Source organism: Nostoc sp. FACHB-888 (assembly GCF_014696655.1).
In the GTDB taxonomy this organism is placed as follows: domain Bacteria; phylum Cyanobacteriota; class Cyanobacteriia; order Cyanobacteriales; family Nostocaceae; genus Nostoc.
In genome coordinates, this window is sequence record NZ_JACJQM010000020.1 from 1 (window position 1) to 21,924 (window position 21,924).

The 21,924-nt window shown below is 43.8% G+C and carries 21 protein-coding genes and 1 pseudogene; 11 read left to right on the top strand and 11 right to left on the bottom strand.

From position 1 onward, the window contains the following. Window positions 1-213 precede the first annotated feature (213 nt). Both groL and groES read right to left on the bottom strand, forming a co-directional pair. On the bottom strand, window positions 214-1,848 hold the full coding sequence (gene groL, locus H6G26_RS14770) for a chaperonin GroEL (RefSeq protein WP_190729977.1): 1,635 nt from the start codon (window positions 1,846-1,848) through the stop codon (window positions 214-216). Between the two features lie 115 nt (window positions 1,849-1,963). After that, window positions 1,964-2,275 (bottom strand): co-chaperone GroES, encoded by a 312-nt coding sequence (gene groES, locus H6G26_RS14775; RefSeq protein ID WP_190729978.1) that lies wholly within the window; start codon window positions 2,273-2,275, stop codon window positions 1,964-1,966. A gap of 342 nt (window positions 2,276-2,617) precedes the next feature. Between groES and H6G26_RS14780 the strand changes: the two genes are divergently transcribed. Further along, the gene (locus H6G26_RS14780; RefSeq protein ID WP_190729979.1) at window positions 2,618-3,076 is read left to right on the top strand and encodes a ferredoxin; all 459 of its coding nucleotides are present in this window, start codon (window positions 2,618-2,620) and stop codon (window positions 3,074-3,076) included. Window positions 3,077-3,406: 330 nt separating this feature from the next. Continuing rightward, window positions 3,407-4,084 carry a response regulator transcription factor gene (locus H6G26_RS14785; RefSeq protein ID WP_012407592.1) on the top strand — a complete coding sequence of 226 codons (678 nt, stop codon included), beginning with the start codon at window positions 3,407-3,409 and terminating at the stop codon, window positions 4,082-4,084. Window positions 4,085-4,146: 62 nt separating this feature from the next. On the opposite strand, the gene H6G26_RS14790 is transcribed toward H6G26_RS14785, so the two are convergent. After that, window positions 4,147-4,455 carry an NIL domain-containing protein gene (locus tag H6G26_RS14790; protein ID WP_190729980.1) on the bottom strand — a complete coding sequence of 103 codons (309 nt, stop codon included), beginning with the start codon at window positions 4,453-4,455 and terminating at the stop codon, window positions 4,147-4,149. 400 nt (window positions 4,456-4,855) lie between these two features. On the opposite strand from H6G26_RS14790, the pseudogene H6G26_RS14795 reads away from it, so the two are divergent. Together H6G26_RS14795 and H6G26_RS14800 are read left to right on the top strand one after the other, a co-directional pair. Beyond that, window positions 4,856-5,167 (top strand): annotated as a pseudogene (locus tag H6G26_RS14795) (4-Cys prefix domain-containing protein); the annotation flags it as partial. Window positions 5,168-5,325: 158 nt separating this feature from the next. Then, window positions 5,326-5,733 carry a hypothetical protein gene (locus tag H6G26_RS14800; protein WP_242053722.1) on the top strand — a complete coding sequence of 136 codons (408 nt, stop codon included), beginning with the start codon at window positions 5,326-5,328 and terminating at the stop codon, window positions 5,731-5,733. Between the two features lie 121 nt (window positions 5,734-5,854). Here H6G26_RS14800 and asnS read toward each other — a convergent pair whose 3' ends face one another. Both asnS and H6G26_RS14810 read right to left on the bottom strand, forming a co-directional pair. After that, the gene (asnS, locus tag H6G26_RS14805; RefSeq protein ID WP_190729981.1) at window positions 5,855-7,246 is read right to left on the bottom strand and encodes an asparagine--tRNA ligase; all 1,392 of its coding nucleotides are present in this window, start codon (window positions 7,244-7,246) and stop codon (window positions 5,855-5,857) included. A 2-nt stretch (window positions 7,247-7,248) separates the two neighbouring features. Next, window positions 7,249-7,611: a hypothetical protein gene (locus tag H6G26_RS14810; RefSeq protein ID WP_190729982.1), complete on the bottom strand. Its 363-nt coding sequence runs from the start codon at window positions 7,609-7,611 to the stop codon at window positions 7,249-7,251. Between the two features lie 44 nt (window positions 7,612-7,655). Between H6G26_RS14810 and H6G26_RS14815 the strand changes: the two genes are divergently transcribed. Then, on the top strand, window positions 7,656-7,934 hold the full coding sequence (locus tag H6G26_RS14815; protein ID WP_094328229.1) for a DUF6439 family protein: 279 nt from the start codon (window positions 7,656-7,658) through the stop codon (window positions 7,932-7,934). Between the two features lie 59 nt (window positions 7,935-7,993). Here the strand turns inward: H6G26_RS14815 and H6G26_RS14820 are convergent, their stop codons facing one another. Continuing rightward, window positions 7,994-8,452 (bottom strand): anti-sigma regulatory factor, encoded by a 459-nt coding sequence (locus tag H6G26_RS14820; RefSeq protein WP_190729983.1) that lies wholly within the window; start codon window positions 8,450-8,452, stop codon window positions 7,994-7,996. Window positions 8,453-8,842: 390 nt separating this feature from the next. After that, window positions 8,843-10,249 (bottom strand): 23S rRNA (uracil(1939)-C(5))-methyltransferase RlmD, encoded by a 1,407-nt coding sequence (gene rlmD, locus H6G26_RS14825; RefSeq protein WP_190729984.1) that lies wholly within the window; start codon window positions 10,247-10,249, stop codon window positions 8,843-8,845. A gap of 168 nt (window positions 10,250-10,417) precedes the next feature. On the opposite strand from rlmD, the gene apcD reads away from it, so the two are divergent. Next, entirely contained in the window at window positions 10,418-10,903 is a 486-nt protein-coding gene (apcD, locus tag H6G26_RS14830; protein ID WP_190729985.1) for an allophycocyanin subunit alpha-B, read from the top strand. 558 nt (window positions 10,904-11,461) lie between these two features. Here apcD and H6G26_RS14835 read toward each other — a convergent pair. Then, window positions 11,462-11,746, bottom strand: coding sequence for a hypothetical protein (locus H6G26_RS14835; RefSeq protein ID WP_190729986.1), 285 nt, complete (start codon window positions 11,744-11,746; stop codon window positions 11,462-11,464). Between the two features lie 224 nt (window positions 11,747-11,970). On the opposite strand from H6G26_RS14835, the gene H6G26_RS14840 reads away from it, so the two are divergent. Together H6G26_RS14840 and H6G26_RS14845 are read left to right on the top strand one after the other, a co-directional pair. Further along, window positions 11,971-12,285 (top strand): hypothetical protein, encoded by a 315-nt coding sequence (locus tag H6G26_RS14840; protein WP_190729987.1) that lies wholly within the window; start codon window positions 11,971-11,973, stop codon window positions 12,283-12,285. Next, window positions 12,272-12,664 carry a type II toxin-antitoxin system death-on-curing family toxin gene (locus H6G26_RS14845; RefSeq protein WP_190729988.1) on the top strand — a complete coding sequence of 131 codons (393 nt, stop codon included), beginning with the start codon at window positions 12,272-12,274 and terminating at the stop codon, window positions 12,662-12,664. The genes H6G26_RS14840 and H6G26_RS14845 overlap by 14 nt, the downstream gene beginning before the upstream one ends. Before the next feature lie 135 nt (window positions 12,665-12,799). Here the strand turns inward: H6G26_RS14845 and H6G26_RS14850 are convergent, their stop codons facing one another. Beyond that, window positions 12,800-15,157 carry a hypothetical protein gene (locus H6G26_RS14850; protein ID WP_190729989.1) on the bottom strand — a complete coding sequence of 786 codons (2,358 nt, stop codon included), beginning with the start codon at window positions 15,155-15,157 and terminating at the stop codon, window positions 12,800-12,802. A gap of 381 nt (window positions 15,158-15,538) precedes the next feature. Between H6G26_RS14850 and purL the strand changes: the two genes are divergently transcribed. The 3 genes from purL to H6G26_RS14865 all read left to right on the top strand — a co-directional run bounded on the left by purL (window position 15,539) and on the right by H6G26_RS14865 (window position 20,312). Beyond that, a complete protein-coding gene (purL, locus tag H6G26_RS14855) occupies window positions 15,539-17,911 on the top strand; it encodes a phosphoribosylformylglycinamidine synthase subunit PurL (RefSeq protein ID WP_190729990.1) in 2,373 nt (790 codons plus the stop codon). 192 nt (window positions 17,912-18,103) lie between these two features. After that, window positions 18,104-19,603, top strand: a complete 1,500-nt coding sequence (gene purF / locus H6G26_RS14860) for an amidophosphoribosyltransferase (protein WP_190729991.1) — start codon at window positions 18,104-18,106, stop codon at window positions 19,601-19,603. Window positions 19,604-19,745: 142 nt separating this feature from the next. After that, complete coding sequence (locus H6G26_RS14865; RefSeq protein ID WP_190729992.1) at window positions 19,746-20,312, top strand: Uma2 family endonuclease; 567 nt, start codon at window positions 19,746-19,748, stop codon at window positions 20,310-20,312. A gap of 156 nt (window positions 20,313-20,468) precedes the next feature. On the opposite strand, the gene H6G26_RS14870 is transcribed toward H6G26_RS14865, so the two are convergent. Together H6G26_RS14870 and H6G26_RS14875 are read right to left on the bottom strand one after the other, a co-directional pair. After that, on the bottom strand, window positions 20,469-20,750 hold the full coding sequence (locus H6G26_RS14870; protein ID WP_190729993.1) for a hypothetical protein: 282 nt from the start codon (window positions 20,748-20,750) through the stop codon (window positions 20,469-20,471). Window positions 20,751-20,820: 70 nt separating this feature from the next. Beyond that, window positions 20,821-21,867, bottom strand: coding sequence for an ABC transporter permease (locus H6G26_RS14875; protein ID WP_190729994.1), 1,047 nt, complete (start codon window positions 21,865-21,867; stop codon window positions 20,821-20,823). Between the last annotated feature and the right edge of the window lie 57 nt (window positions 21,868-21,924).

A 21,924-nucleotide genomic window follows, 5' to 3' on the forward strand; every position in this document is an offset into this window, starting at 1 on the left:
GATGCTTGTTGATTAACATCATCCCATTTTCCTTATTCCTCTGTTCGCTTTAGCATTTGTAGGGTTTTCAAATGTAAAGAAATATTTCGCCAACAGCATCAGCTAAATATTTACAAGCGTTGTCGTAACTCACCCTCTTCCTCTTCTCCTGACGCAAAAAAACAGCCGCCTCCACAAGGGAAGCAGCTGTTTTACAAATTATGTAACTACGTATTAGTAATCGAAGTCGCCGCCACCAGCGCCAGCACCAGCAGGAGCGCTATCTTTAGGCTCAGGCTTGTCAACTATAATACATTCGGTTGTCAACACCATACCAGCAATGGAAGCAGCGTTTTGCAAAGCAGAACGAGTCACTTTAGCAGGGTCAACAATACCAGCAGCTAACAAATCGACGAATTCGTTTGTCGCAGCGTTGTAGCCAACGTTGAAGTCTTTCTCTTTCACGCGTTCAGCGATTACAGCACCATTCTGACCGGCGTTTTCAGCAATCCGCTTCAGAGGTGCAGGTAAGGCACGAACGACGATCAAAGCACCAATCAACTCTTCATCCTTAAGATTGCTCTTTGCCCAAACTTCCAATTCAGGAGCAAGGTGAGCCAGAGTTGTACCACCGCCAGGAACAATACCTTCTTCCACAGCAGCTTTAGTGGCGTTGATAGCGTCTTCTAGGCGCAGTTTCTTATCTTTCATTTCGGTTTCGGTCGCTGCACCAACTTTCACCACAGCGACACCACCAGAGAGTTTAGCAAGACGCTCTTGCAGTTTTTCTTTGTCATAAGAAGATTCGGTTTCATCGATTTGACGACGAATCTGCTCGACACGAGCCTTAACAGCAACTTCGTTACCTTCGGCAACAATTGTGGTGCTGTCTTTGGTAATGGTGATTCGGCGAGCTTTACCCAGGCTATCTAGCTTGGTGTTATCTAGCTTCAGACCAGCATCTTCAGTAATTAGTTGACCGCCGGTCAAAACAGCGATGTCTTCTAACAATGCTTTGCGGCGATCGCCAAAGCCAGGAGCCTTAACAGCAGCTACGTTGAGTACACCGCGCAAACGGTTTACTACCAAGGTTGCCAAAGCTTCTTTTTCGATATCTTCAGCGATAATTACCAAAGGACGACCAGCACGAGCTACTTGCTCTAATACTGGTACAAGGTCTTGAACTAAGGCAATTTTCTTGTCAGTCAGCAGTAGGAAAGGTTCATCAAAAACCGCTTCCATCCGTTCAGCGTCGGTAGCGAAATAGGGAGAGATGTAGCCTTTGTCAAAGCGCATCCCTTCAGTGATTTCCAACTCGGTGAACATAGATTTCCCTTCTTCTAGGGAAATTACGCCTTCCTTACCCACCTTGTCCATTGCTTGGGCAATCATTTGACCGACTTCTTCGTCATTACCAGCCGAGATCGCACCAACTTGGGCAATGGCTTTGGAATCTTCCACTGGACGGGCGTGTTCCTTGATTCTCTCTACAAGGAAATTGGTAGCTTTGTCAATCCCGCGCTTGAGCGAAATCGCGTTAGCACCAGCTGCAACGTTCCGCAAGCCTTCTTTGACGATCGCATGAGCTAAAACGGTAGCAGTTGTGGTGCCATCGCCCGCGGCATCGTTGGTTTTAGAAGCAGCTTGACGAATCAAAGCTACACCAGTGTTTTCAATGTGGTCTTCTAATTCGATTTCTTTGGCGATCGTTACACCGTCATTAACAATTTGCGGTGCGCCAAATTTCTTTTCTAGGACTACGTTACGACCTTTAGGTCCAAGGGTAACAGCTACAGCCTCAGCCAAGATGTCCATGCCTCGTTCTAAGGCGCGACGGGCGTTTTCGTTATAGATAATGCGCTTTGCCATAGGTGTCTAAATTCCGGGAGTTAAGTCAATTTTTTCTTGAATTGGGCATTGGGCATTGGGCATCGGGCATTGTCTTTATTTTTGACATTCCCTATTCCCCATTTCCCACTTCCTACTAAACAACGACTGCTAAAATATCTTTTTCAGAAAGCAGTACATATTCTTCGGTGCCGAGTTTAATATCTGTGCCAGCGTACTTAGAGTACAGCACCTTATCGCCGACTTTAATTTCCAATTCTTGACGGCTACCGTCATCGTTACGCTTGCCAGGACCAAGAGCCACTACTTCCCCTACTTGGGGCTTTTCCTTGGCAGTATCGGGCAAATACAGACCACCTGCGGTCTTTTCCTCAGAAGCGTTCACTTTTACGAAAACGCGATCGCTCAAAGGTTTAACTGTAGAAACGCTTAAAGATAAAGCTGCCATATTATTTCCTTCCTTTTAGAGTTTAGCACTCTCAACTCCTGAGTGCTAATCTACCGAAAAGTAGCATCCAATGGCAAGAATTCTTTGAGTACGGGTTCCCGAACTAGAAATTCATTAGTATACTTAAGTATAAATGCTTAATTATTTTTACCCTTCAGGTTTTGTTCAATAAGTTACGTATATTTCTATATGGTCAAAGGAAGTCGGGAGTCAAGACTAGTGAAGGGTTTTCACAATGTCCAATGCCCAATCTCCCATTCCCTACTCAGCCAACTTTATTTGCAAAGCTTGGAAATTGTTATAGAACTGTAATCAGGGAGTCGCTCGATAAGTAACAATACAGTGATCCAGTCTAGCCATCAAATCCCCAAAACCACTAAATCTCTAGAACATAAATCCCTGAGTAATTGTGTAGAAAGTTTAGGATTTGCAAAAACTCAGCGACACATTTTTATTGGCGCTGACCAGACAATTGCTAACTGCTGCTCAAAACGAGCTAGTTTGGAATCCGGGGAATACTTAAAAAAGTGGCTTAAAGAGTTAAAATTTGATGAGCCACAACAGAGTCATCCCATTCGCGTCTATAGAACTAAAGCCAACTGCTTGCGCGTTTGTTGTTCTAGACCCATAATGGTGGTTTACCCTGATGGTTTCTGGTATCGCCAAGCAAGCCCGGAAGTTATTGAGCAGATCATCCAAGAACACTTAATAGGCAATGAGGTGGTACAAGAATATGCATTTTTAACCCATCCTTTGCCAGAAACTTCCTTAGTTTCTTGTGAACACCTCATAGAGGTTTAACAACCGAAGGATATGTTATTGCAGTAAGCTTTAAGAAAGTGCGGGTTGGTTTTGAGGTAGGGTCATCTTTAAGCCAATACTTACTTGTGAGTCAGAAGGATTATTATTTAATCAGTGTTTTCTCGCCCGCCACTTTCAATGCGATATATAATAGCGCATTATAGATACTACTGCTATACGTATCCTTGCTGGACTTTTGCTATCGAGCGACTAGTCTTTTAAAAATGCTCGGCATTTTTGAGACTTCGAGACAGCAAAGGCAATGTTAAGTAGGGAAAAGGACAACACCTCCAAATAACCCACCATAGAGGATAAATATTCAAGACTTTGATGGACCGAAGCGCGACAAGTGCCACTGCTATGAAAGAGCCCAGCATGAAAGATCACAAACGACTTCTATTGATTGATGATGACCCTAACCTCATCTTGCTGGTGAAGGATTACTTAGAATTCCGGGGATATGAAGTTATCACCGCCGAAAATGGACGTGAAGCTCTGGAAATTTTAGAGCAAGATGTTCCAGACATGATCATCTGCGATGTGATGATGCCGGAAATGGACGGATATACTTTTGTAGAACAAGTCCGGCAAAACGAACGCACCAGCTGGATTCCGGTTCTTTTCCTTTCAGCTAAGGGACAAAGTGCAGACCGAGTTAAGGGTCTGAATAAAGGTGCTGATGTTTATATGGTCAAACCTTTTGAACCAGAAGAGCTCGTAGCGCAAGTTGAATCCTCGCTGAAACAAACTATCCGTTGGAAAGAACACCAAGCTAAAGGAGGCGAAAACGGTTCCCGCATCCAGGTTCCCTTCGATGTGCAATTAACCCCAACCGAACTGAAAGTAGTCCAGTTTGTCGCTAGGGGTTTAGCTAACCGGGAAATTGCTGAAGAACTAAATGTTAGTCAGCGCACGGTTGAAAGCCATGTGTCCAATATGTTGGGCAAAACTAATCTCCACAACCGCACTGAACTAGCGCGGTGGGCGATCGAAAATCAAATGGCTTAAACAAAGTTAAGAGTTAAAAGTTAGGAGTTATGAATTTTTGAACTCCTAACTCCTAACTAAATCTACCAACCATCTTCTTCAGGGCTGGATTGGTGCAAAACTTCTAAATCCAGTTCATCCAGGTAAGTTAGGGCGCTCTCAATCTGAGAAACAGTACCTCGCAGTTCCAGATTGAAGAAGCTATATTGTGGCACGTTTGTACTTACCTGAGCATCAGCAATAATGACTATGACCCCATAGTGAGAAACCAGTCGTGAAATGACTGGTTCCTCATGTAAATCTTTAGGAATGCGAACTTGGATGCGAGTTTGGGTGCGTCTATTATCTAAAATATCGGTATTAGATTTTACTTGTTTATTTGGAATTGCCATTCTAGCTTCCTACTCGACTTCTGGGATGGAGGTTTTACTATGCACAATTCTTTTAACAGTAGCGTCACTTATCCCACGTAGGCAAGCAAGAAAGTATTTATCTTGGCAAACCATTAAACTAGATGTAGTAAATGTGAAGAATTGCTCATAATTCGGTAGTTATGAGCTTAATTGTTGTTTGATGGGGGTTTTCGAGCAAATTAAATATAGCGAATCGTAGGGTTACAACAATTGTTGTAACCCTAATTTATTGTGTATGAAATTTGATACTGAAGTCAAAACTGCTATATATGTTACTTTATTAAAGTTTTAGGGAACTCTATTAATAGAACCTCATAGGTTTAACGCTCTGTTTAAATATCAATAAAAATCGATTCTTTAGGATATTTACTTCTGTGTAATGACCTATTGTATAAATCCCCATTGTCCAAAACCTATTGACCCGGTGAATGCAGACAACCTTATTTGCCGTAACTGTGGGTCAGAAATACTGTTGCAAGGTCGCTATCGGGTAATCAAACAACTAGGACAAGGTGGCTTTGGTAACACTTTTGAAGTTGACGAGCGTGGGAAAACTAAAGTTTTAAAAGTGCTGACTGAGAATAACCCCAAAGCCATTGAACTGTTTCAGCAGGAAGCAAAGGTTTTGAGTCAGCTAAACAGTGCGGGTATTCCCAAGGTAGAACCAGATGGTTATTTTACTGTTTTACCAGGGTTTATCGCCGCTTTCCTAACAAAGAAATGCGTCAAATAGTAATCTATTTGAGAAAGACAAGTTCACAATTAGTTAGTGAAAACACTTTTAGATTAAACAACACTTACCATCAGTTTGAAGTAATACGGCTATGGGAACAACCTACAGACAGGTTTATGAGTATTCCAGGTCTATTACCCTTTGCCGTGCTAAGTCAGACAAACGCTCCTACAATGGTATTAACCCAAGTAGCCAAAGTAGTTGAAGCAATTAGCGATCGCCAGCTACAAACAAATATAGCTGCTGCCAGTGGCATTTTAGCAGGTCTGGTGTTAAATAAAAATGTAATTAGCAAGATTTTAAGGAGTGAGATTATGCGCGAATCAGTCATTTATCAACAAATCCTAGAAGAAGGCGAAGCTAAAGGTAAAGCAGAAGGTGAAGCCAAAGGTAAAGCAGAAACAACAAGAAAGTTGGCTTTAAATTTGTTGCGAATTGGAATGGGTTTAGAGCAAATTGCTCAAGTTACTGAATTATCTATTGAACAAATTCAAATTTTACAAGAGGAGATTCAAAAATCTTAAATTTTAATGAGTCGCTTTATAAAACACGTGGCTATACAAGGAAAACCCGCTAATGCGGGTTTCAAAGTTTTTATAAGTCCGTGCAGACGCAATTTCTAATGGCCTGATTGAAATTCTCCAACTAAAACTCTGCACTTTGTGGTGTACGCGGGAACGGAATCACATCACGAATATTTCCCATACCCGTCATAAATTGCACGAGTCGTTCAAAACCTAATCCAAAACCAGCGTGGGGGACAGTACCATAACGACGCAAATCAAGATACCACCACAAGTCTTCTGGCTTTAAGCCTTGCGCTAATATACGGCGTTCTAGAACTTCTAAGCGTTCTTCACGCTGTGAACCGCCGACAATTTCGCCAATTTTGGGTGCGAGAATATCCATTGCACGGACGGTTTTTTCATCGTCATTCAAGCGCATATAAAAAGCTTTGATTTGCGCTGGATAATCTGTAACGATCGCAGGCTTTTTAAATAATTGTTCAGCCAAGTACCGTTCATGTTCTGATTGTAAATCTAAACCCCAACTCACTGGATATTCAAATTTAACATCAGCTTTTTCTAAAAGTTTGATGGCTTCTGTGTAAGTTAACCGTTCAAACTCATTATTAATAATATTTTCGGCTGTCGCCAACACAGACTTATCAATGCGTTCATTGAAAAATTCCATATCTTCTGGGCAAGTTTCCAACACATATTTAAAAATGTGTTTGAGAAATGCTTCAGCTAAATCCATATCGCCTTCTAAGTCACAAAAAGCCATTTCTGGCTCAACCATCCAAAATTCTGCTAGGTGGCGGGAGGTGTTGGAATTTTCTGCACGGAAGGTAGGGCCGAAGGTGTAGACGTTACTAAACGCCATCGCCATCACTTCCGCTTCCAACTGGCCGCTAACTGTTAAATATGTGGGTTTAGCGAAAAAGTCTTGGCTGTAATCTACTGCTTGATTTTGTGTGCGGGGAATATTCTTTAAATCTAAACTGGTAACGCTAAAGAGTTCACCCGCGCCTTCGCAATCGCTAGCGGTAATGATGGGTGTGTGTACCCACAAAAAACCTCTTTCTTGGAAAAATTGGTGAATTGCTGTTGAACAAGCATTTCTGACACGGAAAACTGCACCAAAGGAATTAGTACGCGATCGCAAATGTCCAATGGTTCGCAGAAACTCAAAGGAATGGCGTTTCTTTTGCAGGGGATATGTATCGGGATCAGCTTCTCCGTAAACTTTCACGGATTCGGCTTTCAACTCAATCCGTTGTCCTTTACCAAGAGAAGCCACTAGTACCCCTGTCACCTCGACAGCAGCACCTGTATTGAGTTTTTTCAAGATAGCTTCGTAATCTGGCAAATCCTGATTAATGACGGCTTGCAAATTAGCTAGTGATGAGCCGTCATTGACTTCAATAAAAGCAAACCCTTTGGACTCGCGCTTTGTCCGCACCCAGCCTTGAACTAGGAGAGACTCATCAGGTTGACCACTTCGCAATATTTCTGCAATCCGTCGATTTGCCATATTTACCCAGCATAAGACTTTAATATCCAGCCTATGATAACGCCCATTCCACCAAAGCGGACGACTTGCCAGAAAGGTTTTTTGAGGCTACGCCAAGAAAATAACTGGCTTTCTAAGTTCACTTCTAGCATTTCCAACTGCTGTTGAATGTGCCGTAACTCTGCTTTGATTTCTGGTGTCTGAGATTTATTGTGCTTTAGTTGATCCCGGCGCTGTTGCCATTGTGCCTGTTGTTGGCGATCGCGTTGCACTTGATCGTAACGTTCTTTTAAGGATAGGAGCGATCGCTCTACTTCCTCTAGTTCTTGTTCAAAATCTGGTTCGGGATTTTCTGCTGACGGCTGTGATTGTTTAGGCGGCTTCATTTACAAGTAGTACAGTAGAAGTAAATGCAAATGTGCCAATAGTTATGTCCCAATCTACCCAGCTGCCGAAAACCAGTCAACTGAATGAACTTAGTACTCTAGAACTTGCTCAAGCCCTTATGGAAAGACTGAGCATTTCCCCTAACGATTGGCATCGCCTCAAGTCTAACCGCAATTCCCGCGCTAATGAACAAGTGGCAGCAGCGATTGTGTATCTTTTAAAGAATCAGCCACAAGAAGCTCAAGCTAGATTAGAACAAGCAATTGGTTGGTTAGATCGCTCCATTTCTGCCCCTCCCTGTCCAACTCACGGCAAAAGTTAGGAGTTAAGAGTTAGGAGTTATGAATTATTATTCAACTCCTAATTTTTAACTCCTAACTCCTAATTACGTTCCCGTCGCAGAGATAGTCCTCGGCGATTTTCCATTTGTTTACAAAGCCTCAATTCTGTGCCTTTGCGGTTCCACTCTACCTGATCAAAAATTTGATGGAGAAGACATAAACCACGGCCACTCTCTGATTCATCTGGTGGTAAATAGTCTGTTGGCTCTTCTTGACTAGTAGATGCAGGAGTAAAGCCGCTACCCTGATCTGATATTACCCACCAATATTGATTATCTATTAAAGAAAAACGAACTACAACTGTTTTACTTGGATCAAGATTATTGCCATGTTTAGCTGCGTTTACTAGGGCTTCTTGAAGTCCTAGCCGCAGTTCTGCTTGTAATTTAGCTGGGATTTCTGCCAACAGTAAATCTAAGATTGGGCAAAGGTAGAGCGTTGAGGCAAAACTAATAGTGCCCCAATAACGTGCAACTGGACGGAGTGAAATTGTAATCACAAGAGAAACCCCATAGCTTTCAGTTAGCTAGACATCAGTTTGCTATTACAGGCACCCTGATAAAACTTGAGGTGGTCATGCTGCCTTCAAACTTGCGTCTTTAAAACTAAATTTTGAAAATGCTAGGGAGCATTTGCTCTATAGTATGAGTTGGGATTGCTTAGATAGATAAGGGCTGGAATACTTTTGATAATGGATTCAGCAACTTAAAAAGATGCTAGTAATTTGACAGAGTATTGGCATACTCTAGTTAGTTGCCGATTTATCATTTACACAATCCAATTCATATTTCTAAGAACCTATGCAGCTTGAATTTATTTAAACAAAATGAATTTTTATTTTTGCCTTAATTCAATTTTAGCATCTTTAGTATGCACTAGACTAAAAATTTCAAATTTCAGTTTTTGTAAAGGAATTACTATCCTTGTGCGAATCTGATAGCGCAAGAAAGGCGGCAGCTTCAACATGAGCAGTTTGAGGAAAAAAATCAGCAGGTTGTACCCGTGTGATAGTATATTGCCCATCTTGACAAAGCAATTTCAGGTCACGGGCGAGGGTGGCTACTTTACAACTGACGTAAACGATCCGAGATGGTTTCAATTGCCGTAAAGTATCGATGACTGCGCGATCACACCCCTTACGTGGCGGATCGAGTATTACTACTTCTGGTATTGTGCCCATTTTGGGAAGCAATTTCTCTACTGCGCCAACTTGGAATGTCACATTATCAATTCCGTTGCGGTGGGCATTCAAAATAGCTTGTTCCACTGCTGCTGGTTGCACTTCTAATCCTGTGGCAATCCGTACTTTTTTGGCAAGGGGTAAAGTTAAAGTCCCAATACCACAATAGGCATCAACTAGCAACTCATGCCCTTGAAGATTGAGTTCTGATTCAATTACCTGCAATAGTGCCTCTGCTGTTTCTGTATACACTTGGAAAAATGTGTCTGGGCGCACTTGAAATTCCAGTCCAGCAAAATTTTCACGCAGGTGTGGGACTCCAGCGATGCAACGGGTTTCTGATCCAAAGATAGCATTTGTGCGATCGCTATTGCGGTTGAGCGACACTCCTACTAACTGCGGATAACGCTTTAACCATTCCTGCGCTTGGGTTTCAATTCCTGATAAATTCCAGTCTTTCACCACCAAAGTCAACAACATTTCTCCAGTGTGTCGGCCAATGCGTAAACCAAGATGGCGAATTTGCCCAAGATGGCGCTGTTCGTCATAGATTCGCCAACCCCGTTGTTGAATATCCTGCTTGACTTCGGCAAGTAAGGGATTTAATCGTGAATCTTGGACTGGACATTGATTTAAATTAATTAATTGGTGACTACCTTTTTGGTAGTAACCAGCTTGTACCTGTCCCGTTGCTGATAGCAAGAGAGGATATGTAGATTTATTACGATAACCTAAAGCGGAAGCGGCGGCGAGTACCGGATCTACCGATGGTTGGACAAAACCGCCAATGCGCTCCAAAGCTTGGATAACTTGGTTTTGCTTGGCTACTAGCTGGTAATCATAATCAATATGCTGCCACTGGCAACCACCGCACTTATCCGCCACAATACAACTAGGTCGGATACGGTGGGGAGATGGTTCCAATAGCTCATGGAGCTTCCCGTGGCCGTATTTTGGTTTAACATGAACCAAGCGGACAATGGCGCGATCGCCTGGGACAGTATCTGGGACAAACACTACACGCTCATCAGCGCGTCCCACACCATCACCTGTATCACTCAGGTTAGCGATCGTCACTTCAATTAATTCACCCTGTTGCCAAATTATTTTAGTCATTAGTCATTAGTCATTTGTTATTGGGCATAGGGCATTGGGCATGGTTATTCTCCTTGTCCCCCTGTCCCCAAATAGATAAGTTCAATACATAACTAGCTCGTATCCCTTCACTTGTGTACCTCCAACTCGCTAAACTAACAGATAATATTTCAGGTGATTTCAATAATCATGACTGTAATTAGCCAAGTTATTCTCAAAGCCGACGACGAACTGCGTTATCCCAGCAGTGGCGAACTTAAAAACATCAAAGACTTTTTGGAAACCGGCGTACAACGGACGCGGATTGCGGCTACCTTAGCCGAAAACGAAAAAAAGATAGTTCAAGAAGCAACCAAACAACTTTGGCAGAAGCGTCCTGACTTTATCTCCCCCGGAGGTAATGCTTACGGAGAACGCCAACGCTCTCTATGTATCCGCGATTTTGGCTGGTACTTGCGTCTAATTACTTATGGTGTGCTTGCCGGTGATAAAGAGCCAATTGAAAAAATTGGTTTGATTGGTGTGCGGGAAATGTACAATTCATTGGGCGTTCCCGTGCCTGGAATGGTAGAAGCGATCAATTCCCTCAAAACAGCTTCCCTTAGCTTACTGAGTGCAGAAGACGCAGCCGAAGCAGGGCCCTACTTTGATTACATCATTCAAGCGATGTCTTAATACAAAGTGTGTGCTGGTTCTAGGAGTATACTTCCGGTCTACTATAGTGAGTGCAATAAGCGCTCGATAGGCATAAGATACCCAATTTGATCATACCCTCCCCACACTTGGTAGTGGCTGTGGCAAAATCTCTGTCAAGTTACTAACCAGTTGTGGGGAAATTTATTTTTTAAGTATAACTATGGGGCATTTTTCAAAGGATGAAGGCCATACGGACACAAAAAACCGACAGTCCTTGATAAAGGCTGTCGGCTATTAAGTGTGTTCCCTATTAATGACTCGGCTAGAGTTCAGTTGTCATTAATTATGCCTAGTTAGCGATCGCAAAGAGACGATCCTAATCATAGATATGTGTGATTCTCGTCACATGATTGTTACAACTTAACTGCATATACCCGAAGAAGCTATGAATACCAGTAGATATCCGCAAATTACAATGTAGAAAATTGCACACGTCTTATTTAGTTAAGTTATCTTTATATATCGCGCTTAAATTTACACAAAATTAGAAATGCGTAGCTTCTCGGCGTAGGCATCGTGCTTTGCAACATAAATTAATTAGCATCCCAAAATATTTTTAACGCCATTCACCAACACAGCTACTAATTCAAGTGATGCGGTGGCTGCACCAATTGTATTAAGCATTGCTCCTACTGCTGCTGATATCGCTTCCATGCTAGCTCCTGCTATAAGCATTGTTATTACTGTACTTGCAATAGAAACAATCCCAGTAGCAGCTATACCCGAACCAACTGAAATTGCGCCGACTATAGCAATAATAATAGTCCATTCCAATGGATTAGGACTGTGACAAACCTGAATAAAGATTATAGGAAAATTCATTTTAATACTTTAATAATGTTGCATTTAGTTAATCTTAATTTTACAAACAAGCCTTTATTTGTAATAATAGTAAAATTACTCAAATTATCAACCTTCAGCTTAATTGGCTAAGAAATTAAGTGTTTTTGCAGTTGCCTTCATTGAGTAAATAACAATAGCGCGATAAGCTAGAGTTAGCAGCAAAACTGATTCACAACTGGTAACGAACCTAGCTTGGGGTAACGATGGCAACAGAAGAAAAGCACAGCACCTATTTATCAGAAGCCGAAAGCCGTTTGCGTCAACTTTCTATTGAAAAGTTGCGAGTAGCAGTTGCGTTTCTGGCTTATTTGCAAGAAACACAAGAAAAAGAAGTTACTGAAAAAGTATTATTAAATATTCCTAATTTTCCCCAATCTTTCCGCGAGATTGAACAAAATGAAGACAAGTTAGAAAATATTGCCTCAAATCAGATTGCCTCAGATGAAGAGGTATGGCAGGCTTATTTAGCAGTTGAAAAGAAATGGGAAGAGGTTTTCCAGCGCCTTGCAGACTCCTAAATTTTTGATTATTTCTCAAGTCTTAGATATTCACCAACGCCAAATTCAAAGATTTGGTGGAACATCAGGTGTTAGAGACGAAGGTTTGCTAGATTCAGCACTGGCACAACCTCAAGCTACTTTTGACGGTGAACTTCTCCATCTAACAATTCACGAGCAAGCAGCAGCGTACCTGTACCATTTAGCAATGAACCATCCGTTTATTGATGGCAACAAGCGCACCGCTTTCGCTGTTATGCTTACTTTTTTGAACTTAAATGGCTACACTTTCAACCTATCTCAAGAGCAAGCTTACAACTTGGTAATTCAAGTAGTTCAAAAAGAAATATCCAAAGAAGAATTACCTGCATTTCTAGAACTGCATCTACAAGGCAAGTAAATCGATAGAATAATTCTCTGTCTCCCAGAGTGCATTTTCATGATTTATTCTTGCCCTTTAAGTTCAGTAAAATGATTAGTTTTATACTTGAACTTTCTCCAAAGTTTAAAACACCAGATAGAAGAATTAACAAACCTATGCCCCGTTTGCCAAAGTGCTGTAGTAGAAAGAGCTATCTGCAAAGATAAATTTTTCAAAGCCAGTGGTAGATAAGCTAATGGAGTTTTCATTGTTGTTGAAAGTGATGTTGGCACTTTTAACGGTATTGCCAGAAATCACACCAGATACCAGCAGTTGGGAGCGATTGAAAGCTCTCAAATCGAGGGTATCAAAACCGTCCCCGCCATCAACAGTTGCTTGCCCAAAGCCTTTGAAGTAGTCATTCCCAGTACCCAAATCAATGCTGATGCCGCCACCGATAGAGACTTTTTGTTGAACTCCATCTAGGATACTGGTGGCGATAACAGAGTCATTGCCATCGCCAGTCTTGATGATTCCTTGTCCATAAATGCCGTATGCAGTACCACCAATTGTGGCTGTAGCCTGTCCGGTTAGCTTGTCAGAACCCTTGTCGGTTTCAATCACTCCATCGTTGACGATGCCATAGGCGGTGGCGTTTGTTCCAGAACTGTTCCCATAACCCGTAATCGTGTCATTGCGCCACCCTGTAGTGATGGTGCCGTCTTTAGCGTTCTGGATGCCGATTCCAACACCAGCATTGCCGATGCCATCAGAAGTAAGGTTGCCGATGCCACCAGTACCAGTTCCGATAATCGTGTTTTCTCCGTCTCCTGTATCCAGTTTGCCACTGTTGGTGATGCCGATCCCAGTTCCGCCGTCATTACGGGCGATCCCGCCGTTACCGCCAGTACCGATACCAGTGATTGTGTCTTCTCCGCCTCCTGCATTTAGAGTGCCACTGTTAGCGATGCCTGTCCCAGCTGTCCCAGCTCCACCGTTGCCATCATTATCGCCGTTGCTGCCAGTTCCTGTACCCGCGATCGTATCTTTTCCGTCCCCTGCATTTAGAGTGCCACTGTTAGCGATGCCTGTCCCAGTAACGCTGATGACGTCGAAGTAGATAAAGTTGGGGATGCCAGTAGTACCGATACCGGTGATTGTGTCTTCTCCGTTTCCTGCATTTAGAGTGCCACTGTTAGCGATGCCGATCCCACTACCTGTGCCGTTGCTGACGCCGCCGTTGATGTCGTTGCCTCCAGTACCAATGCCGGTGATCGTGTCTTCTCCGTCTCCTGCATTCAGACTGCCATTGTTACTGATGCTGATGCCTGTGCCAGTACCACCCCTACCGTTGCCAACGCTGCTGCCGCCGTTGCCGCCGATACCAGTACCTGTGATCGTGTCTTTTGCATTCCCTGTATTCAAACTACCACTGTTGGCGATGCCAGTCCCAGTTCCGCCGTCACCACCTCCCGCATTGCCAGTGGTACCGCCGTTGCCCCCGATACCAGTACCTGTGATCGTGTCTTCTCTGTCTGCCGTATTCAGTTTGCCACTGTTGCTGATGCCGATACCATCTCCACCGGGGCCGCCACCGTTGCGGCCATTGCTGCCGTTGCCACCCGTACCAGTACTGGCGATCGTGTCTTCTCCGTCCCCTGTATTAAAATTGCCAGTGTTAGTGATGCCTGTCCCAGTTCCGCCGTTGCCGCGATTACCAAAAATAAAGTCGCCATTGCCGCCCTTCCCTGTACCGACGATCCTATCTTTTCCGTCCCCTGTATTAAAATTGCCACTGTTAGTGATGCCTATCCCAGCTCCACCGACCCCGATTATGGCGCCCCCGTCGTCAGGATTTCCACCTCCGCTACTACCGCCATTACCGCCTGTACCGATGCCAGTGATCGTGTCTTCTCCATCCCCTGTATTTAAAGTGCCAGTATTGGTGATGCCAGTTCCAGCTGCACCGTCACCAGGGATTAGCATACTTTCGTTAGTCCTGCCACCGTTGCCGCCCTGACCAGTGCCTGTAATCGTGTCTTGTCCGTTCCCTGTATTCAGACTGCCACTATTGGTGATGCCGATCGCACTACCACCATCGCCGCCGTTGCCACCCATGCCGCCGTTGCCGCCAGTACCTGTACCTGTGATCGCGTCGTTTCGGTTCTCTGTATTCAGACTGCCACTATTGGCGATGCCGATCGCACTACCACCATTGCCTCCAGGAGCGAGTTCGATGCCCTTGCCACCGTTGCCGCCATTGCCTGTGCCTGCGATCGTGTCTTCTCCATCGCCTGCATTCAGTTTGCCACCATTGGCAATGCCTGTCCCAGTACCGCCGTTACCGTTACCTTCGAGGTCGTTTATGCCTGTACCGATACCAGTAATCGTGTCTTTTTCTGAGCGCGTACAAATAAAACCTCCAGTTAAAATATCAATGCCAATTGCCACAGATACATTTAACTGTTCTCCGATTAAAGTGTCAGAACCAGTGGTGCCAATGAAATTTGGTGGAACTGTTAGTCTAGGCATAATCAAAATCCTCTGAATTAAGCTTAAATAGCTATATTTACGTAGGTGTGTAGGCGTAGTTCGCTACAGGCATCGCATCCTATAAATTGTTTTTGCGTTCAGAATAATGTCTCGTCTGACAGGCTGATAACCATTTCTATAGCCTGAAAATTACTTATACATTATTACAAAAAATAAAATTTTATTACTTATTACTCAGTATAATTACTACTATCTTAAGATTTAATACAATTTGTCTTTAGACGTATTACGAATATTTTATTGAGTAAATCTATTTATTTAGTTAATTTTTAACATTTAGCCATGAACCATCGTAGAACTGCACCTACAGGGCAAGTAAATCGATAGAATAATGCTCTATACAATTGGTGCATTATTTTCATGACCGCCACATCTCCTGCTTCCTTTTCTCCTCAAGAAATAGCTGCTGAAGGTCTTAAACCAGAAGAATACGCAGAAATTGTCCGTCGGTTAGGACGTCATCCCAACAAAGCTGAACTAGGAATGTTTGGGGTGATGTGGTCAGAACATTGCTGTTACAAAAATTCTCGACCTCTACTCAAACAATTTCCCACTGAGGGGCCCCGCATCCTCGTGGGGCCTGGTGAAAATGCTGGTGTTGTAGATTTGGGCGACGGACTCCAACTGGCTTTTAAGATTGAATCCCACAACCACCCATCAGCTGTAGAACCATTTCAAGGTGCAGCAACGGGAGTAGGCGGTATTCTCAGAGATATTTTTACAATGGGTGCGCGTCCCATTGCTCTATTAAATTCCCTGCGCTTCGGTTCCCTAGAAGATGCCAAAACTCAAAGGCTGTTCCAAGGCGTAGTGGCAGGAATTTCACATTATGGTAATTGTGTGGGAGTACCCACCGTTGGCGGCGAAGTGTACTTTGACCCTGCTTATTCTGGTAATCCACTAGTGAACGTTATGGCACTAGGGTTGATGGAAACATCAGAAATCGTCAAATCTGGAGCATCTGGCTTAGGCAACCCCGTGCTTTATGTTGGTTCCACCACCGGGCGCGATGGCATGGGAGGCGCGAGTTTTGCCAGTGCAGAATTGAGCGATCAGTCAATAGACGATCGCCCTGCCGTACAAGTGGGCGATCCATTTTTGGAAAAGTCGTTAATTGAAGCTTGTCTGGAAGCTTTTAAAACAGGTGCAGTTGTCGCCGCCCAGGATATGGGAGCAGCCGGTATCACCTGTTCTACTTCAGAGATGGCAGCAAAAGGCGGTGTGGGAATTGAACTAGATTTAAATAAAATTCCCGCAAGAGAAAGGGGGATGGTTCCGTATGAATATCTACTTTCGGAATCTCAAGAACGAATGCTATTCGTTGCCCACAAGGGGCGTGAGCAGGAATTAATCGACATTTTCCACCGTTGGGGACTTCAAGCTGTTGTCGCTGGTAGTGTCATCGCTGAACCGATCGTGCGGATTCTCTTTCAGGGTGAAGTTGCAGCAGAAATTCCCGCCGAGGCTTTGGCGGAGAATACCCCACTATATAACCGCGAGTTGTTGACAGAACCGCCAGAATATGCGCGTCTAGCTTGGGAATGGACACCTGATTCCTTACCTCCTTGCACAACTGCTGGAATAAAACTCCAAGAAGGCGTGCAAAGTTGGAATGATATTCTGTTAACTTTGCTCGATACACCTACGATCGCATCTAAAAACTGGGTATATCGTCAGTATGACCATCAAGTACAAAATAATACAGTAATACTGCCAGGTGGTGCAGATGCGGCTGTTATCCGTTTGCGCCCCCTAGAACAAATCCCCAATCTAAAATCCCAAATCCCAAATCTAAAATCAGGAGTGGCGGCAACAGTAGATTGCAATCCTCGTTATGTTTATCTTGACCCTTACGAGGGAGCTAAGGCAGTGGTGGCAGAAGCTGCACGCAATCTTAGCTGTGTGGGTGCAGAACCTCTGGCGGTAACGGATAACCTAAATTTTGGCTCTCCAGAAAAACCGATTGGTTACTGGCAATTGGCAGAAGCTTGTCGTGGTTTGGCAGAAGGTTGTCGAGAACTGGCAACACCCGTCACAGGCGGAAACGTCTCTTTGTACAATGAAACTCTTGATGCTCAAGGTATTCCACAACCCATTTATCCTACTCCAGTTGTGGGGATGGTGGGCTTGATTCCTGATATCACCAAAATTTGTGGTCAAGGTTGGCAAGCAGTCGGCGATGTGATTTATCTTCTCGGATTGCCTCTGACATCCAAAATCAGTTTGGGAGCATCGGAGTATTTAGCTACTATCCACAGTACTATTGCCGGAAAACCGCCACGAGTAGATTTTGACTTAGAACGCCGCGTCCAGAAAGTTTGTCGTGAAGGAATTCGTAATGGTTGGGTACGTTCAGCCCACGATTCTGCTGAGGGGGGAGTTGCGATCGCTATAGCAGAATGTTGTCTTGCTGGTAATCTTGGTGCGGAAATCTATTTAGAAATAGCAGCAACACAGTTAAACCGCTTAGATGAGGTGTTGTTTGCCGAAGGCGGTGCCAGGATTGTAGTTTCTGTTGCATCAGAACAACAAGGAATTTGGGAATCCTATTTACAGGAACATTTGGGTCAAGACTGGCAAAAACTGGGTAAGGTTGGTAATTTCGAGACGGGTTTGGGGGTTTTCACTACTGATAACCAAGCCTTAATCAAAGTTAGGATCGAAGATATGAATGATCGCTATTTCCATGCGATCGCTAGGCGTGTCGCCATCCATACCACTAACCCCAGTTAAACAAGCAAGGGTTAGGAATAAACAGTATAATCCCTAACTCTTCACCTCTAAACTTCTAACTATTTTAGTAGCCTCTCTGATCATAATTACGGTACTGTTTTAATAGATGGTTAATGATTTATTAAGAAAGCTGCAACTATCTATATACGTAATCCCAGTGACTTGACCCCCCCCACCAGGAGCAAAGCTAGCATGATTTCGATTCATTCTGTCACTTCGGATGAATACCCCGACCAAATGAACAACCCAATCAATAGTCATGAAAATCAGGCTGACAAGCCAGAAGAAGCTTGTGGTGTTTTTGGCATCTACGCACCAGGAGAAAACGTTGCTAAACTGACCTACTTTGGATTGTATGCCCTCCAGCATCGGGGTCAAGAATCAGCTGGTATTGCCACCTTTGAGGGTACACAAGTACACCTTCACAAAGATATGGGCTTGGTGTCTCAAGTCTTTAATGAATCCATATTGGATCAGTTGCCTGGTAGCCTTGCTGTTGGTCACACTCGTTATTCCACCACAGGTTCTAGCCGCAAAGTTAATGCCCAACCCGCAGTGCTGGAAACCCGTTTAGGTTCATTAGCTCTAGCACATAATGGCAATCTAGTCAATACAGTAAAATTACGTCAAGAGTTGATTGAGAAACAATACAACTTAGTCACGACAACAGACTCAGAAATGATCGCTTTTGCGATCGCAGAAGCCATCAACGCTGGTGCAGATTGGCTAGAAGGTTCAATTCAGGCATTCCATCGTTGCCAAGGAGCCTTTAGTTTAGTTATTGGCACTCCTAACGGCGTTATGGGTGTTCGGGACACCAATGGCATTCGTCCCCTGGTAATTGGCACTTTGGCTGGTAATCCAGTCCGTTACGTTTTGGCTTCCGAGACTTGTGGTTTAGATATTATTGGAGCCGAATACCTGCGAGACGTAGAACCAGGAGAATTAGTTTGGATTACTGAAGAAGGTTTGGCTTCTTATCATTGGAGCCAAAAGCCCCAGAGGAAACTGTGTATCTTTGAAATGATTTACTTTGCCCGTCCTGATAGCGTCATGCACAACGAGAGTTTGTACAGTTATCGGATGCGCTTAGGACATCAACTAGCTAAAGAATCCTTTGTAGATGCCGATATTGTCTTTGGTGTTCCTGATTCAGGTATCCCAGCTGCGATCGGATTTTCCCAAGCTTCTGGTGTGTCTTACGCCGAAGGACTGATTAAAAATCGCTATGTTGGACGAACCTTTATTCAGCCAACCCAAACCATGCGCGAGTCAGGTATTCGCATGAAACTCAACCCGCTTAAAGATGTGCTGGCGGGTAAACGAGTAATTATTGTTGATGACTCGATTGTGCGGGGTACTACTAGCCGTAAATTAGTTAAAACTTTGCGTGAAGCGGGTGCAGTGGAAGTACACATGCGAATTTCTTCTCCGCCAGTAACTCATCCCTGCTTCTATGGCATCGATACTGATTCTCAGGATCAGCTAATTGCTGCTACCAAGTCAGTAGCAGAAATTGCCAAGCAACTGGAAGTAGACAGCCTCGCCTATCTCAGTTGGGAAGGAATGCTAGAAGCGACACGAGAAGACACCAATAGTTTCTGCTCTGCCTGCTTTACTGGAGATTATCCCGTAGCGATTCCTGAGCAAGTGAAGCGTTCTAAATTGAGTTTAGAAAAAGTAGTGGTATAGGGAGTGGGGAGTGGGGAGTGGGGAGATGAGAGGGAGAATAAAAAATTAACTCTTTCCCCTCTGCTCCCTGCTCCTCTGCCTCTTCCCAATGCCCCATGCCCAATCCGTCTAAAATAGGTAAATCCCCTAACAAAGATGGTTTATGAACCAGCCGATATCTGAGAGAGTGCGCTGGACTACCGCCGATTTAGAGTTGTTTCCAGATAACGGGAACCGCTATGAAATTATTGACGGAGAATTGTTTGTGACCAGAGCGCCTCACTGGAATCATCAAAAAGTCTGTGTCAGAATTATTACTCCATTGGATACCTGGTCACAAGCTACTTCGTTAGGACAAGTCGTACCTGCTCCAGGCATAATCTTTGGCGATAATGATAATGTGATTCCTGATGTTGTCTGGGCTAGCAATGAGAGATTGCCCCTACTTTTGGACGAGGCGGGGCATTTAACTGGTGCGCCAGAACTGGTAGTAGAGGTTTTATCTGCTGGTATTGAAAATGAAAAGCGAGATAGGGAACTTAAACTAAAGCTTTACTCAGCAAGAGGTGTTAGAGAATATTGGATTGTAGATTGGCGTAAGCAACAGCTGGAAGTTTATCGACGCGAACAAGCGAGTTTAAAGTTAGTTGCTACGTTGTTCAATGGTGATGAGTTGAACTCACCTTTATTCCCTGATTTTACTTGCGCGATCGCATCCTTATTTACCTAATACAAGTTTGCAGAATTACTGTAATTTCTTACTATTGGTAATTTTCAATAAAAAGTAGAAGCTGAGAAGATAGGCTAAATGTCATCTTTTAAATCAATTTGGGTAGGTAATATTTTTACATCCCCCCTTGAGTTTCGCCTTATCCAGTAGTGGAGCTTAACTGTGCTGCAAAAATTCAACCTTGGGCAGTAATGGGTCAGTCACAATACCCACACCGCTAAAACCCCAACGTTTGAGCAAGTTTCCCAACTGTGTACGCGGAATAGATTCCACAGAAAAGCGATTGGCTACTTCTGCTGCGTGGGTGTTGAGATAGCTAAGGGCATCAAAATTTTCCTGAAACAGCAATAAATAACCTGATGTTTCGGTGTTAGGACGAGCTATGAGATAATTACCGTCAGTTTTTGAGCGCACCAAGTAATAGACTTCGGACAGCATGGGGATAGGGATGGAGAGAGTGGGGGAGCAGGGGGAGAAGAACTAATAACTAATGACCAATGACAAATCACTAATTGAGATTTTCTAGGCGAATGCGTGGATCGGCGGCTTTTAACATTAAATCGGCGATTAAATTACCAGCAATCAGCAACACTGCGCCCATTACCAAGCTTGCCATTAACAAATATAAATCTTGAGCTTGTAAAGCCTGTAGAGTTAACCTCCCTAAACCAGGCCAGTTGAAGAAAAATTCGGCAATGAAAGCACCGTTTAATAAACCAGCTAATTCAAAACCCAACAAGGTAATTAAGGGATTTATTGCATTGCGGAGAGCATGAACGTAGATGACGCGGTTTTCTGGCAGTCCTTTGGCACGAGCCGTTTGGATATAATCTTGACGCAAAACATCCAATAATTCGCCACGAGTGATGCGTTGCAAACCAGCAAAACTAGTAATTGAGAGGGCGATCGTCGGTAAAATCATGTGCCAGCCGATATCTAAGATTCTGCCAAACCACGACAGTTCCGAGTGATTAATGCTAGTCATGCTACCCACTGGGAAGAAGGGCGAGGTGATTTGGGCTAAAACCAGCAGCCCTAAGGCAGTGATAAAACTGGGAAAGCCTTGTCCGGCATAGCTAATTACCTGTAAAACCCGGTCTGATAGCTTATTTTGGTTAACAGCAGCAAAGATTCCCAGAGGGATGGCGATCGCCCATGTGACAATTAAAGATGCGATCGCTAATAGTAAAGTCGCTGGCACTCTTTCCCACAACAGCGATGCCACTGAACGTTGATAAATAAAACTCGTGCCAAAATCCCCCTTTGTCAAGATCCGCCATAGCCATAGCCCAAATTGCTCTGGCCATGACTTATCCAGACCAAACTGCCGCTTGACTTCTTCAATCCTTTCTGGAGATATCTTCGGGTTTTGCCGCAGCGTATCTACATAATCGCCGGGAGCGAGTTGAATAATAAAAAACGACAACGCTGATGCCAACAACAAAGTCAGTAGTGCCTGCAATATCCGCTTTACTACATAAACAAAAGTTTCGCTCGTAACTAGTGTTATTAGCCAATCCCGACCTGTCTCCAAGGAAATTTTCGTAGATGTCATCTGTCCTTTGTCCTTTGTTATTTGTCCTTTGCTAATGACCAATACTTCTTTATGAGA

Coding starts and splice junctions, on each gene's coding strand:
- groL (WP_190729977.1), bottom strand. CDS start 1,848: ATGGCAAAGCGCATTATCTATAACGAAAACGCCCGTCGCGCCTTAGAA.
- groES (WP_190729978.1), bottom strand. CDS start 2,275: ATGGCAGCTTTATCTTTAAGCGTTTCTACAGTTAAACCTTTGAGCGAT.
- H6G26_RS14785 (WP_012407592.1), top strand. CDS start 3,407: ATGGACCGAAGCGCGACAAGTGCCACTGCTATGAAAGAGCCCAGCATG.
- H6G26_RS14790 (WP_190729980.1), bottom strand. CDS start 4,455: ATGGCAATTCCAAATAAACAAGTAAAATCTAATACCGATATTTTAGAT.
- H6G26_RS14800 (WP_242053722.1), top strand. CDS start 5,326: ATGAGTATTCCAGGTCTATTACCCTTTGCCGTGCTAAGTCAGACAAAC.
- asnS (WP_190729981.1), bottom strand. CDS start 7,246: ATGGCAAATCGACGGATTGCAGAAATATTGCGAAGTGGTCAACCTGAT.
- H6G26_RS14810 (WP_190729982.1), bottom strand. CDS start 7,611: ATGAAGCCGCCTAAACAATCACAGCCGTCAGCAGAAAATCCCGAACCA.
- H6G26_RS14815 (WP_094328229.1), top strand. CDS start 7,656: ATGTCCCAATCTACCCAGCTGCCGAAAACCAGTCAACTGAATGAACTT.
- rlmD (WP_190729984.1), bottom strand. CDS start 10,249: ATGACTAAAATAATTTGGCAACAGGGTGAATTAATTGAAGTGACGATC.
- apcD (WP_190729985.1), top strand. CDS start 10,418: ATGACTGTAATTAGCCAAGTTATTCTCAAAGCCGACGACGAACTGCGT.
- H6G26_RS14835 (WP_190729986.1), bottom strand. CDS start 11,746: ATGAATTTTCCTATAATCTTTATTCAGGTTTGTCACAGTCCTAATCCA.
- H6G26_RS14840 (WP_190729987.1), top strand. CDS start 11,971: ATGGCAACAGAAGAAAAGCACAGCACCTATTTATCAGAAGCCGAAAGC.
- H6G26_RS14850 (WP_190729989.1), bottom strand. CDS start 15,157: ATGCCTAGACTAACAGTTCCACCAAATTTCATTGGCACCACTGGTTCT.
- purL (WP_190729990.1), top strand. CDS start 15,539: ATGACCGCCACATCTCCTGCTTCCTTTTCTCCTCAAGAAATAGCTGCT.
- purF (WP_190729991.1), top strand. CDS start 18,104: ATGATTTCGATTCATTCTGTCACTTCGGATGAATACCCCGACCAAATG.
- H6G26_RS14865 (WP_190729992.1), top strand. CDS start 19,746: ATGAACCAGCCGATATCTGAGAGAGTGCGCTGGACTACCGCCGATTTA.
- H6G26_RS14870 (WP_190729993.1), bottom strand. CDS start 20,750: ATGCTGTCCGAAGTCTATTACTTGGTGCGCTCAAAAACTGACGGTAAT.
- H6G26_RS14875 (WP_190729994.1), bottom strand. CDS start 21,867: ATGACATCTACGAAAATTTCCTTGGAGACAGGTCGGGATTGGCTAATA.